This is a genomic window from Clostridium sp. (assembly GCF_032552055.1).
Lineage (GTDB): Bacteria > Bacillota > Clostridia > Clostridiales > Clostridiaceae > Clostridium.
This window is the reverse complement of sequence record NZ_JAWGSV010000065.1, coordinates 1-13,850: the sequence shown is the minus strand read 5'-3', so window position 1 is coordinate 13,850 and position 13,850 is coordinate 1. Positions and strand designations below refer to the sequence as shown.

13 protein-coding genes are annotated in these 13,850 nt (G+C 28.9%); 2 read left to right on the top strand and 11 right to left on the bottom strand.

Translation table 11 applies throughout. The features are described from left to right. Positions 1 to 322: 322 nt before the first annotated feature. The 10 genes from E6248_RS06540 to E6248_RS06495 form a co-directional block, all read right to left on the bottom strand. A complete protein-coding gene (locus tag E6248_RS06540; protein ID WP_316340010.1) occupies positions 323 to 649 on the bottom strand; it encodes a DUF202 domain-containing protein in 327 nt (108 codons plus the stop codon). A 34-nt stretch (positions 650 to 683) separates the two neighbouring features. Then, positions 684 to 1,616, bottom strand: a complete 933-nt coding sequence (gene pfkB, locus E6248_RS06535) for a 1-phosphofructokinase (RefSeq protein ID WP_316340009.1) — start codon at positions 1,614 to 1,616, stop codon at positions 684 to 686. Between the two features lie 15 nt (positions 1,617 to 1,631). Then, entirely contained in the window at positions 1,632 to 2,489 is an 858-nt protein-coding gene (locus E6248_RS06530; RefSeq protein WP_316340008.1) for a tagatose bisphosphate family class II aldolase, read from the bottom strand. After that, positions 2,482 to 2,997, bottom strand: coding sequence for a galactose-6-phosphate isomerase subunit LacB (lacB, locus tag E6248_RS06525; protein WP_316340007.1), 516 nt, complete (start codon positions 2,995 to 2,997; stop codon positions 2,482 to 2,484). Before lacB ends, E6248_RS06530 begins: the two co-directional genes overlap by 8 nt. Before the next feature lie 11 nt (positions 2,998 to 3,008). Next, positions 3,009 to 3,437 carry a galactose-6-phosphate isomerase subunit LacA gene (gene lacA / locus E6248_RS06520; protein ID WP_316340006.1) on the bottom strand — a complete coding sequence of 143 codons (429 nt, stop codon included), beginning with the start codon at positions 3,435 to 3,437 and terminating at the stop codon, positions 3,009 to 3,011. A gap of 10 nt (positions 3,438 to 3,447) precedes the next feature. Then, positions 3,448 to 4,926, bottom strand: coding sequence for a sulfatase (locus E6248_RS06515; RefSeq protein WP_316340005.1), 1,479 nt, complete (start codon positions 4,924 to 4,926; stop codon positions 3,448 to 3,450). Positions 4,927 to 5,001: 75 nt separating this feature from the next. Beyond that, positions 5,002 to 5,814, bottom strand: coding sequence for a PTS system mannose/fructose/sorbose family transporter subunit IID (locus E6248_RS06510; protein ID WP_316340004.1), 813 nt, complete (start codon positions 5,812 to 5,814; stop codon positions 5,002 to 5,004). After that, complete coding sequence (locus E6248_RS06505) at positions 5,814 to 6,608, bottom strand: PTS sugar transporter subunit IIC (RefSeq protein WP_316340003.1); 795 nt, start codon at positions 6,606 to 6,608, stop codon at positions 5,814 to 5,816. The genes E6248_RS06510 and E6248_RS06505 overlap by 1 nt, the downstream gene beginning before the upstream one ends. A gap of 24 nt (positions 6,609 to 6,632) precedes the next feature. Next, positions 6,633 to 7,103, bottom strand: coding sequence for a PTS sugar transporter subunit IIB (locus E6248_RS06500; protein ID WP_316340002.1), 471 nt, complete (start codon positions 7,101 to 7,103; stop codon positions 6,633 to 6,635). Between the two features lie 20 nt (positions 7,104 to 7,123). Beyond that, positions 7,124 to 7,555 (bottom strand): PTS mannose/fructose/sorbose family IIA subunit, encoded by a 432-nt coding sequence (locus E6248_RS06495; protein ID WP_316340001.1) that lies wholly within the window; start codon positions 7,553 to 7,555, stop codon positions 7,124 to 7,126. Positions 7,556 to 7,814: 259 nt separating this feature from the next. Between E6248_RS06495 and E6248_RS06490 the strand changes: the two genes are divergently transcribed. Further along, the gene (locus tag E6248_RS06490; protein WP_316340000.1) at positions 7,815 to 8,945 is read left to right on the top strand and encodes an anaerobic sulfatase maturase; all 1,131 of its coding nucleotides are present in this window, start codon (positions 7,815 to 7,817) and stop codon (positions 8,943 to 8,945) included. 6 nt (positions 8,946 to 8,951) lie between these two features. Further along, entirely contained in the window at positions 8,952 to 11,780 is a 2,829-nt protein-coding gene (locus tag E6248_RS06485; protein ID WP_316339999.1) for a sigma 54-interacting transcriptional regulator, read from the top strand. 113 nt (positions 11,781 to 11,893) lie between these two features. Here E6248_RS06485 and E6248_RS06480 read toward each other — a convergent pair whose 3' ends face one another. After that, a complete protein-coding gene (locus E6248_RS06480) occupies positions 11,894 to 13,366 on the bottom strand; it encodes a leucyl aminopeptidase (protein WP_316339998.1) in 1,473 nt (490 codons plus the stop codon). Positions 13,367 to 13,850 lie beyond the last annotated feature (484 nt).

Here is a 13,850-nt window from a genome sequence, read left to right as displayed (position 1 = left end):
AAAATAACACATTGCTACTAATTTAAGCTGCAATATGTTATTAATTATCCTATATATTTAATATAGTGAATATTATTACTTTTAATTTACATAACTTCATGTACTAAAGCCTTTAGACCTTTCTTTAATCTATTAAATAATATTAATGCTAACTGTACGTAAGTCAGACCATTTCCAATAGAGCACTTAACTTTCTATTATTTTAAAACTACTTTCAGTAACTTCTTCCTCAATTGCGCATTATATTATTAATTTTCAATTATTCGCCAGCTTCTTATATTTTCTTTAGAAGGTTATCCCTATTATTTTTATCCATTAATATCTACTTATATATAACATGCCTTAATTTTTTATTAATAGTTTTATATCTATACAATCCTAAAACTATTGGCATTAACCCTAAAATTATAAATATTATCCCTAATATATATGTAGCTGTAGTATCGAATAACTTTATTAATGATATTGCTACTGCAAGAAGACTAATTCCTGTTCTAATATAAGCTAGCAATGTCCTCTCATTTGCTAGCAATGTTCTATCTGCAGCTAAAAAATCTCTTAATATCATTTCTTCTTTTTTAAAGTTATAGACAGCTTCTTCTTTTACTATTTTAGATTCTCTAATTGTGTCACTCTTTATTTCACTCACGCTAATAACCTCCTATAATAACCAATTATTAAGTTTAATCTTCAATTATAGAAATAGTTACTTTATCTAATAAATCTTGAACTACATCTAATTTAACCGAACCCGTCTCCTCTTCCAGTGCGTTTGCAGTTCCACAGGCAGATGCAAGCCTTAAGACATGTTCTATTTCATATCCTCTTTCGAGACCTATTGCTGCACCTGCTACATATGAATCTCCTGATCCTACTGGATTTACAGCATTAATCTTAGGAACCGTTACTTTATAATATTTACTCTTATAACCTATTACTGATCCTTCCTCTCCTAATGAAATTGCAACTAACTCCACACCCATTTTATGAAACTCTTTAATTTCCCTAACAGCATCTTTATAACTTTCTATAGTTCTTCCAGTTAAAAACTCTATTTCATCCTTATTAGGTTTAATAAAAAATGGCTTTCCTACAATGCCTTCTCTAAGTAAATCTCCACTTGTATCTAATAAAAACTTTTTATTCTTACTATTAGCTATCTCTATTAGCTTCTTATAAAAATCCTTAGGTATATTTCTAGGAGCACTTCCTGATGCTACTACTATATTAGCCTCTTCTAATAATTCACTATACTTCTCTATGAAGCTATTTTGCTCTTCCTCTGTAACTTCAGGACCCGGCTCTAAAATTTCTGTTTGAATTAAGTCATCAGTAATTATGGCTATGCACTCTCTTGTATCACCTTTTATATTTATAAAGTCTTGGTTTATTCCATACTCTTCTAGCTTGTTGTGTATAAACTCTCCTGTTTTCCCACCTAGAAATCCAGTAACTATACATTCTTCTTTTAATATTGTCGATACATTTGCTACGTGAATCCCTTTACCACCTGGAGTATTTTCAACACTCTTAGCTCTCATTACTAATCCCTTATTTAAATCATCCATAACATACTTTTTATCTACTGACGCATTTAAATTAACTACTAGTATCATAATAACTCCTTATAATTAAGCTTTTCCATTGCTTCCACAAACTATAATTTTATGTTCAACTACTTTTTTCATAGCTTCTTTTCCTGGTGCCATATACTTTCTTGGATCATTAGCATTAGGATTTTCTATAAAGTAATTCTTTACCGCATCTGAAAATGGAATCTTTAAGTCAGTTGCTACATTTACTTTACATATTCCAAGAGAAATTGCTTTTTTAACCAATTCATCTGGTACATCTGATGCTCCATGTAATACTAATGGTACATCTACCATATCTCTTATTTCTTTTAGCCTATCTAAATCTAACTTTGCTTCTCCATTATATAATCCATGTGCTGTTCCAATCGCTACTGCTAGTGAATCTATTCCTGTTCTTTCTACATATTCCTTTGCTTGCTTTGGATTAGTATACCTAGTATCTTTTTCATCTACTATTAAATCATCTTCTTGTCCACCTAATCTTCCAAGCTCTGCTTCTACTGTTGCATCGTATTTGTGTGCATATTCAACAACTTTTTTAACTATTTCTATATTTTCTTCAAAAGCCTCATGAGAGGCATCTATCATAGTTGATTTAAATCCTAAGTCAACAAAGTGCTTTATTTCATCTATTACTTCAAAATGATCTAAGTGTATTGCAATTGGAATATTATATTTTTCAGCTGCTGCTTCTGCCATTGCTACTATAAATTCTCCGCCTGCATATTCAATAGTTGATGGAGTTCCAGCTAATATTACTGGTGATTTTAGCTCTGCAGCTGTTTCTACAGTTACTTCTAATGTTTCTAAGTTATGAATATTAAAGGCTGGTACTGCATATCCCTCTCTTTGAGCTTTTTTCAACATTTCTCTTGTTGATAATATACTAGTCATGATATTCTCCCCTATCCCACTTTTCAATAAACTCATCAAAATAATGTTCATCACCATTTGCATAATCTTTTTCTATCATATTGTTCAGCTTTTCTACCATTTTCTTATTTTCTTCTGTAGGATTAAACTTTGTTTCAAGAAAAACATCTATAATATTTTCCATAAGTCCAATACCAGTTATTCTTCCACCAAATCCTAATATATTTATATCTAAATTTTCTTTTGAATATCTTGCAGTTTCTACATCTCTTACTAATGATACTCTGGCTCCCTTTATCTTGGCAGCTGAATTAGTAATTCCAACACCTGTTCCACAAATTACTATTCCTAAATCTGCTTCTCCATTAACTACTTTTTCTGCAGTCTTCTTTCCATAGATAGGATAATGAGTTCTTACTTTGTCATATGTTCCATTATCTATAACTTCATGCCCCTTAGATTTTAAATATTCTACAACACTATCTTTAACTTCTGTTACTATATGATCGCAACCAACTGAAATAATCATTTCTTCCCCTCCTATGCCATCTTGTTTAACATATCTATTCTTATTTGATGCCTTCCACCAGAATAATTAGATAAAATAAAATTCTCTGCTATTTTCTTTGCAATTTCTATGGATGTTACCTTAGCCCCAATTGCTATTATTGAAGTATTGTTATGGTCTCTAGTCATTTTTGCAGAATGCTCATCTTCAACTTGTGCACAAATTATTCCCTTATGTTTAGTACAGACATTAAAGGACCCTGTTCCATATTCATCTATAACTATTCCCTTATCTCCTTCATGATTAAGAATAGCTTCTGCTACTAAATTTGAAGACTCATAGAAATCTAAATCTTTTCCTTGAGATTTATCTATTACCTCGTATCCATTTTCTATAAGATATAATTTTATAGAGTCTTTAAAATCCTTACTTTTATAATCTGCTGAAATAATTATCTTCATAAAATACCTCCTACTTTAAATTCAATCTTTCTAATTGCTCTTCTGGAGCATCCATTTCCTTTAATGCTCTAATCATAAGCTTCTTATATTTATCTTCTAAGTCATTATTTTTTATAGACTTTATTTGCTGATAATCTTCAACGATATTAAATAGCTTATCTTCATTTGTATACTCTAATGCATTCTCTACATTATCAAGAATTGAAGGATTATAAATCTTTATCTTATAAACGGGATAATTTGTTCTACTAATAAATCTTCCCATCTCTATTTCTTCTTGCTTATCTTTTCCTAGATATTTTCTTATAGTTGTAGGAATGCAGGTATATTCATAACATGGTTGATTTTCTTTGTTAGGAGATCTAAAGTATGTATAGTCTCCATCTGTTATATTTACAGCTACTCCATGATATCCATATAATGCATAATCTCTTTTATATTCTTTTCCATCAACTATATCTTTCCAAGAAAATCCTTGCACATCTTTTGGAATATCTATATCAGAATAATCTAAAACCGTTGGCATAATATCTATATTTTGAGTTAATAAATCCACTCTTTCTCCAACCATTTTTCCTTCTGGGAATCTTACCAATAGTGGTATATGAGCTAGTTCATTGTACATATGCATATAGTTTTTACCAAAATAATTTCTTTCTCCTAAGAAATATCCATGATCTGTAGTAACTATAATTAATGTATCATCATATAAATTTAAATCCTTCAATTTCTTAATTAACCTTCCAAAATGATTGTCTGTCATTGTAAGTAATGCAGCATATCTTTTATTTATATACTCTAAAGCATCCTCTGGAACATCTACTTCTTTATAATTTGGTATTTCAAAATAAGGTCCATCATACTTACAATCATAAATATCCATATACTCATCTGGTACATCAAAAGGCTCATGTGGATCGAAAGTTTCTACCATTAAGAAAAAGTCATCATGATTCTTATTATCTTCTAACCACTCACAGGCTGCACTAAAAGTCTTTGGAGTAGGATACTCTTCCTCTTGTCTATCCCACTTAGTTCTATTCCATTGATACTGTCTTCTAAGCTTTCCATAATAATCTTTAGGCATACATGTTGGATCATCTATTCTAGATATCCATGGATCCCCCTCTTGACCTCTATAAAAATCCCATGTTGTAAATTGTTGTACATATCCCTCTCCACCTAACCTGAAATAGTGAGGGTGATCTGTTACTATATGACTAAATACACCTTTTTCTGCTAAAACTTCAGGTAATGTAATATCGAATGGCTCTATTGGCCCCCAAGATCTTTCTAAAAAATTTAGTCTTCCTGTAAGTATATCTCTTCTTGCTGGCATACATGGCGCAGATCCAACCCAATGATTATCAAAAGTAGTAGCTTCCTTAGAGAATTTCGTTATATTAGGTGTTCTTACCCAGGTGTTTTTATTGTAAACTTCCATCATATCTCTTTTTAAAGTATCCATTAATATTACAACTGTTCTCATTTTATATCCTCCTATTTAAAATTTCTCTAATAGATATAAATCTCGGTTTATCCGAGATTTATATCTAAAATTAAATTAAACAATTATACCTAGCATGGATAGAATTACAGCTATAATTAAAACTCCAAATATAATCCATACTGCATTCTTTCCATTTGACCTCTTTAATAAGTAGTAGCATACAATAGTAACTAATAACGGAATTAAGTTAGGCATAACTTTATCTAACATCTCTTGTAGCATAAGTGGATTTTCTCCAGCTGATATTTGAACTCCTAATGTTGCCTTTACAGTTGTTGCAATTAAACCCCCAACAACTATTATTCCTAACACATTAGCCATATTTGCTAATCTATCAAATATCCCTTTACCGTTATCCTCTTTGCCTAATACTTCTATTCCCTTTGAATAACCTTTAGTTAGTCCATAATACTTTATTGGAAAATACAAAAGATTAATCATTAAAAACATCATTAATGCTCCAAATATATTTCCATCTAAAGCGAAAGCTGCTCCTATAGAACCTGCAATCGGCATCCAAGTAAAGTTAAGTAAACTATCGCCAATACCAGCAAAAGGTCCCATTAAACTTGTTTTCATTGCAATAACTGATTCTTTTTGTTCCTCATTAGTTGTCTCTTCCATAGCAGATACTATCCCTAAGATAAATGGCATAGCTATTGGATGCGTATTGAAATATTCTAAATGTCTCTTCATTGCATTAACTTTTTCTTCTTTTGACTTATCTTTATATAACTTCTTTAATACTGGTTTTAATATATATACAGTACTTAAGCTTTGCATTCTTTCATAGTTATGAGACATTTGACATAATTGCGATCTCCAAAATACCTTTTTCAATTCTTTTTTAGTAATTAAATTTGCCATTATAAATCCCAACCTCCTTCTACAGAATCATCAACCTCTACTGTTATTGAATTTACAGCAACTTCTTTTTCCTTTTTAGTCATTATTAAATCGTATATTCCTGCAAAGCATGCACCTATTAACGCTAATGCTAGTGTTGGAATTCCTAAATAAGTTGTTAAAGTAAATCCTAATACTAAGAACATCCACATATTCTTTTTAAGCATCATAGTTAACAACATCGCTATACCAACTGCAGGAATTACTTTTGATGCTACTGTTAATCCTGTCATTATACTTGCTGGTATAAATGCCATAATTGAATCAATTGCACTAGCGCCTAAAAATACTGCTATAAATGTTGGAAATGCTCTGCTTAAAAATATAAGACCTGCTCCCATATACTGTAGCTTGTCTATCTTGTCAAAATCTCCTGTTTCAGCAATTTTATCTGCCTTGTGCACTAAAGATATACTTAACGTCTTACATAACATATCAAGTTGTTGAACTAAAAGTGATACTGGTATTGCTATTGCTATTCCTGCTGCTTCTCCTCCACCAGATAAAATCCCTATTGCTACTCCAACTACTGATCCTGAAATAACATCAGGTGGTACATAAGTTCCTACGTTATTTACCCCTAACCACATTAACTCTAAAGTAGCTCCAATAATAAGTCCTTGTCTTAAATCCCCTAAAATAAGTCCAGTAACAGCTCCTGCTAATAAAGGCTTTCTAAATCCTAAGTGTGGTCCATATTGGTCCCAAGCACATATCCCAGCCCAGACAGCAACTAATATAGCTTTAATTAACATATAATCCTCTCCCTTTATAAATTTTTATATAATATCTTTCATATAAATAACATCATCTTTAGGAACCATTTGTATAAATACTTCTACCCCCATATTTATAATTTCCTTAAATGCATTTTCTTCTTCTGGCGTTACTGAAATAGACTTTGTTAACCTCTTTCTTGTTTCGTTATATCTCATTCCTCCAGCGTTTAACTTTGTTATTTCTAATCCACCCTTCATTACCTTTAAAACATCTGTAGAAGTAGTAAATAATAATAATGTAGCCTTTTTAATAGGATTTTTCTTAATAACTTCTATAAATTGATCTACTCCAAAAACTAAAACTCTTACTCCAGAAGGAGCTGCTAACCCTACTACTGATTTTTGAACTGGATCATTGGCAACCTTGTCATTTATAATAAGTACTTGTTCTATATTGTAGTCTCCAATCCAAGTTGAACAAACTTGTCCATGTATAAGTCTGTCATCAATTCTAACTAATTTAATACTCAATTAAATCTCCCCCTTATTTTCTATAAAACTATTTCCTCTTCTTTTACTTCACTTAAAACCATTTCACTTATATCTATAAAAGTTTCATTATATGTCCTTTCTAGATTTGACTTAATCTCATCTATAGGTCTATCTCTATTTAATAGTAATTCTAATAAAACTGGTAAATTAAATCCTGTATAAGCAACTACATTTTCACCATTTAATATCAGTCTTGAAGTAGCATTACAAGGTGTTCCTCCAAATATATCTGCTAATACAATAACTTCTCTATCTTTACTCAATATCTTGTAAGAATCCTCAAGTTCTTTCAGCACATCCTCTAAATCTTTATCATCTGTTACTGAAATAACTTTATAATTTTCTTGCTTTCCTACAATCATTTCAGCACTATCCATTGCATATTTTGCAAAGTAACCATGACTAATTAATATAATTCCTATTTCATTCATTTTTCCATCCTCCTCTTGCCTTTATTAATAGCAACTATCATGCCAACTCTTAAAAAGTAGACTTTTTCTACATAGTAATACTCATTAATACTCATTTTATCTCTTAAATACTTTTAATAATATTATTTCAATACTCTCCTGTAAATTTTATTTAATTATCATTATTATGGATTTACTTGTTTTTTTTACTAATTCATTTTAATATGTATATATATCAAAACCTTTACATAAGCTCTGGATATATAAAAGGAGGATTTTTATGAGAAAAAATTTAAGCTTGATGATTAAACCTTCTTCAAGTAAATGCAATTTAAAATGTAAGTATTGTTTCTATAACTCTATATCTGATGCAAGGGAAATAAGAGATTATGGCTTTATGAAGGAAGATACTATAAAAAAAATATTAGATAGAGTTTTTGAATATTGTAATGGTGGTAATTGTTCAATAGCCTTTCAAGGTGGAGAGCCATTACTTATAGGAATAGATTTCTACAAGCAGCTTATAGATTATATAAGAATAAATAACCTTAATGGTACAAGCTTCTCCTTCGCATTACAAACTAACGGAACATTAATTAATAATGAGTGGGCAATTTTCTTTAGTAACAATAATTTTTTAATTGGTATTTCCCTTGATGGTAATAAAGATTTACATAATCTAAACAGAGTCGACCATTTAAATAAAGATTCATTTAACAGAGTAATGAATGGAATACATACATTGGAAAAATATAATGTAGACTATAATATACTAACAGTTATTACTTCTGCTTTATGCAAAAAAATTGATTCCACCTATAATTTTTATAAAAAGAATAATTTTAACTACCTTCAATTTATTCCTTGTTTAGAGCCATTAGAAAACTCTCAGATGAATTTAAGTAGTTTCTCTATAACACCATCTCAATACGGTGATTTTTTAATTAATCTTTTTGATCTTTGGTACAAGGATACATTGTCTGGAAAATACGTAAGTATAAGACTTTTTGATAATATTTTAGGATTATTCTTTAACAAAGATTACGAGGCTTGTGAAATGAAAGGAATCTGCTCATGTCAGCATATTATAGAAAGTAATGGTGAAGTTTATCCTTGCGATTTTTATACTTATGAATCTTACAGTATTGGAAATATATTAGAAAACTCCTTTGATGATATTCATAAAAATAGCAGCACATTAAATTTTATTAATTCGTCTAAAGATATAAATGACAAATGTAAAAACTGTGCTTACCTTAATTTTTGTAGAGGTGGTTGTAGAAGACATAAGGAAAATCAAAAAGGTAATCTGAATTACTTCTGCGAATCATATTATAAATTTTATTCACATTCCTTAGAAAAGTTTAAAAATGTAGCGCTTAAAATCCAAAAAGATAACTTAAGGAGGTAGATATAATTGTTACGGATTGAAATGATACGAAACTATATTTATAAATTCTGTTCGAATTTAACTGCTGAAGATATAATAAATAATCCTTATATCGGAATCTCTTCTTTAGATATATCTGAAAATTTAGATATATTAAGAAACAATGCATCTTCTGATTTAAATAAGTTACACAAAGATGGTATTCTAATAAAAATAAAAGGAAAACCAACAAAATACTTTTACAAAGATCATTTAGAACAACTTTTTAATTTGAATTTATTTGATTCATCAATTGAATGTTTATCATTAAATGAATTAATTAACCTTCAAGAAAATGATATTAAGTTTGATTCTATTTTACCAAAAAAGAAGGATACAGATCCATTTAATAAATTAATTGGAGCAAACAGTAGTCTTATGTCTATTGTAAAACTAGCTAAATCATCAATTTTATATCCTGGTGGGCTTCATACATTACTTCTAGGAGAGTCTGGTGTAGGTAAAAGCCTTTTTGCCGAGCTTATGTATGAATATGGATTAATTAATAATGTATTTTCGAAAGATTCTTCATTTGTTGTTTTTAACTGTGCAGATTATGCAAATAACCCTAATTTATTAGTTTCTCAACTTTTTGGTTCTGTAAAGGGTGCCTATACTGGTGCAGAATCTGATAAGAAAGGATTAATAGAAGAAGCTAATAATGGAGTTCTCTTTTTAGATGAAATTCATAGACTTCCTCCAGAAGGTCAAGAGATGCTTTTCTTATATATAGATAAAAAGAAGTTTAGAAGACTTGGTGAAGTATCATCTGAAAGAACTTCAAATGTATTAATAATTGCAGCAACTACTGAAAATCCAAACTCTATGTTATTAACAACATTCATAAGAAGAATTCCTGCTATAGTTAAAATACCAAACTTAAATGATAGAAGTTTAAGTGAAAAACTTATGTTAGTAACTTCCCTTTATGACAATGAAGCTAGAAAAGTAAATATGCCTATTATTGCTTCAAAGGAATGTCTTTCGGATTTAATGATTTATAATCCTAAAGGAAACATAGGACAACTATCTAGTGATATTCAACTTTCGGTTGCAAGAGCTTACCTCGATAGTAAGATGAACAATTTAGATAAGGTATATATTACTAAAGAGTCATTACCACTATATACTAGTAATACACTTACTAATATAGACATATCAACTAGACAAAAAGTAGAACTTATTTTAGATAAAGATGAATATAGATTTTTACCTAAATTGAATTATAAGAAAAATATTAATACTCCATCATATGATTTTATAAAATTTTTTAATACTCAATTTGAAGAAAATAAGGATCTAAAAAAAGCTTTTTCAGATTATACCCAATTAATAGCTAAAAGTTTTGTTCTAGAAAATATATTCCCCGATTTTATAGATGATGAAATATCCGAAATAGCCTCTACATTATCTGATATTCTCTATGAAGATTTAAACCTAATTATAGATAAAAGTTCCTACATAGCTTTAGCATTATATCTTAAGAACTTAAAAGATTATGATAATATTAATATTAATTCTACTCCTACTACATTAGAATTAAGTGAGATATCATCTGAAATTCAAAACATATCAAAAAAACTTATTAAAATATTAGAAGGAAGATTTAATATTTATTGTCCACCTTCAGAATTAAGTAATCTTATGGTAATAATCGATTCATTAAAATCAAAAGATATTTTTGAACCTGTAGGGGTTATGATTGCTGCACATGGTGACTCAGTAGCAACTGATATCGCAAATGTAGCTAATGATTTGCTTAGTATTAACTTTGCTTTATCTGTAGATATGCCTCTTACTGAAAATCCAAGTAATATACTTTCATTAATAATTGAGAAATTAAAAGGTAAAAGTTTTAAAAGAGGATTAATTCTTTTTGCAGATATGGGCTCACTAACTAATTTAGATGAATCTATAAAAAAAGAGACTGGTATAAATGTAGTAACATTGCAATCTATAAACATACTTCTAGTTATAGAAGCTATAAGAAAATCTATATTTTTAAAAAATGATTTAGAAGATATCTTACATGATTTGCTGTGGGCAAACAATAAGCTTAATTATTCTTTTAACCAAAAAATAGAAAATTATCTTTCTATCAATAAAAAAAATGTTATTTATACTGTTTGTAACTCTGGTGAAGGAATTGCAAATTATCTAAAGAAAAGTATTGAAGATTTATTAAAAACCAATAATATTTTTAATGTTGAGATAATACCATTAAGCATAGAAAATAAGAAAAAACTAAGAGACATAATAAAACAGACTTCAGTAGATAAAAGGGCCCTTGCAATAATAGGTAGTGTAAATCCAAATAATAGTGATATTCCATTTATATCTCTTGAAGATATCCTTCTTAATTCTGGAATTAGCAAGCTTTCAACTATATTAGGAATAAAAGAGAAATCTTCATCAAATAAAATAATAAAGAGCATAACAAAGGAAATCTCCATTGATATTACTTGTGATGCAGTTAATAAATATCTAACTATTCTTTCTGGGGATAAAATTAAATATCATATACTTGAATTTATAAACATTGTAGAAACTGAATTAAATATAGATATAGCTACCTCTAGCCTTAGTAAGATATTTATTCATATTTCATGTGTAATCGAAAGAATTTTACTTAAAGATTTTGTCTTAACATCTAATGAAGAAATATCATCTTATAAGAAAAAAAATGAAATATATATTTCTCTAATTAAAAAAGCTTTTAATTCAATTATTGATACTTTTAACATATCAATTCCTGACAATGAATTATATTTTATTTGTGAGATTATAAAAGAAGCTGAAAAAGAAAGCAAAATATAAATAAGTAGAGATAATAATATCTCTACTTATATTTTTCAACAAACTTCAATTAATTATTCTATAAAACTACTCAAGGTAATTTTCCTTAATTATAAATTATTCATCGTTCATTTTTACTTGCTTCTTCTCTTAGCTAATTCATATAATGTATGAACTGGTGCTCCTGTTCCACCTTTAACTCCTAAGTTACTCTTCTTTGAAGTCCAAGCTGTTCCAGCAATATCTAAATGTAACCATGGCTTATCTTGAACGAATGCTTCTATAAATAACCCTGCAGTTATTGTTCCAGCAAATCTTCCACCACTGTTTTTTAAGTCTGCAATATCAGATTTAATTAATTCCTTATAATCATCAAAAGTAGGTAATTGCCACATCTTATCCCCAGTATATTCTGAAGCAGATTTTAATTCATTAAAGAATCCTTCATTATTTGTAACTACTGCTGTAGTAGTTTCTCCTAGAGCAACTAATGCTGCTCCTGTTAATGTAGCTAAATCTATAACTTCATTAACCTTTTCTTCAGTAATTATATAATGAACAGCATCTACTAAAGTTAATCTTCCTTCAGCATCTGTATTAACTACTTCTATTGTCTTTCCTGCCATACTTCCTATTACTTCTCCTGGCTTGTAAGCATCTCCAGAAATTAAGTTTTCACATGCTGCTATAACTGCAATTACATTTAACTTAAGTCCTCTCTTAGCTATTACAGATAATGCACCAATAACTGAAGCTGCACCACCCATATCTGATTTCATATCAACCATACCAGTAGTTGGCTTAATTGAATATCCACCTGAATCATAAGTTAATCCCTTACCTACTAATCCAAGAACATTCTCCTTATTATCCTTGTCTCCAAAATATCTCATAACTATAAGCTTAGGTTCCTTTACAGATCCCTTAGCTACATTATAGAAAGCTTCCATTTTTAAAGCTTTTATTTTTTCAACTCCATGAACTTCTACTTCAAATCCACTTTCTTTACCAGCATTTACTGCAGCCTCTGCTAATGTTTCTGGATAAATAACGTTTGAAGGTTCATTAACTAAATTTCTTGCAATTATTATACCCTTTGCTACTTCAACACCTTCATTAATTGCATCTTCAATTTCCTTTGTTGCTTCCTTAACTCCACATCTAGAAATTGAAACATTTAATTCTTTTTCTTCTTTAGCATCAGTCTTATACTTATTAAATGTATAATTTGCAAGCTCTGCTGAAGTTGCCATAGCCTTAATTAACTCTTCAAGCTTAATAGCTTCAGTATGAGGTACTCTTAAGAATATATTTGTAATTCCTAATTCTTTAAGTTTTTTAATAGCCTTCCCTGTTGCTTCTCTTACCTTATCTAAATTTATATCTTCTTCCTTACCTAATCCAACTAATAATACTGTTTGAATAGTATCATTAACTGTTCTAGTAAATGAATAAGATTCTCCACTCTTACCTTTGAATAATCCTTTGTCTTCTGCAAAACTTATATTTTTATTTAAGTCCTCATTTGATACTTTTAAGTTATTTTCTAATAAATATATAACTAAAGCATCAGCTGTAGAACAAGTTAAACTCTTGTAACTTATCATTCTTATACCACCTTTTCTAAAGTTTTCTTTTTATTTATAATACCACTATTAAAATTTCTATTCAATGGATATAGAGTTATAATTATCAAATTTAATTGCATAAAATAGTTTATATCTACCTCTAATCAATTAATAATGAAAAATATTCTATACAAAAAATATTTTTCATTTTTATTGTATAGAAATTTTATTTTTGTAAATAATATAAATGTAGATACAAAACCTGTTTACGCAGGTCCCATCCCCCATTTATTTATAAAGCGCTTCGGCGCTTTTTTGTTTTGACCTTTTATTAATTAATTTATAATTCTTTCATAGTAATCTATGTTTCAATAAATAATCTACATTTTGATTACTTATGTTATTTAAAGTGAAAAATAGTTTTGAAAATAAAGTGCATTAATTGTAAGCATAGACTCTTTAATTATTATATGAATTGATTGTGTAACTACCTAACTGAAATATTTTAAATATGAACCAGCTT

Bases quoted from the DNA above. Each gene is read 5' to 3' on its own strand.
- pfkB (WP_316340009.1), bottom strand. From the start codon at position 1,616: ATGATACTAGTAGTTAATTTAAATGCGTCAGTAGATAAAAAGTATGTT.
- E6248_RS06530 (WP_316340008.1), bottom strand. From the start codon at position 2,489: ATGACTAGTATATTATCAACAAGAGAAATGTTGAAAAAAGCTCAAAGA.
- lacB (WP_316340007.1), bottom strand. From the start codon at position 2,997: ATGATTATTTCAGTTGGTTGCGATCATATAGTAACAGAAGTTAAAGAT.
- lacA (WP_316340006.1), bottom strand. From the start codon at position 3,437: ATGAAGATAATTATTTCAGCAGATTATAAAAGTAAGGATTTTAAAGAC.
- E6248_RS06515 (WP_316340005.1), bottom strand. From the start codon at position 4,926: ATGAGAACAGTTGTAATATTAATGGATACTTTAAAAAGAGATATGATG.
- E6248_RS06510 (WP_316340004.1), bottom strand. From the start codon at position 5,814: ATGGCAAATTTAATTACTAAAAAAGAATTGAAAAAGGTATTTTGGAGA.
- E6248_RS06505 (WP_316340003.1), bottom strand. From the start codon at position 6,608: ATGTTAATTAAAGCTATATTAGTTGCTGTCTGGGCTGGGATATGTGCT.
- E6248_RS06495 (WP_316340001.1), bottom strand. From the start codon at position 7,555: ATGAATGAAATAGGAATTATATTAATTAGTCATGGTTACTTTGCAAAA.
- E6248_RS06490 (WP_316340000.1), top strand. From the start codon at position 7,815: ATGAGAAAAAATTTAAGCTTGATGATTAAACCTTCTTCAAGTAAATGC.
- E6248_RS06480 (WP_316339998.1), bottom strand. From the start codon at position 13,366: ATGATAAGTTACAAGAGTTTAACTTGTTCTACAGCTGATGCTTTAGTT.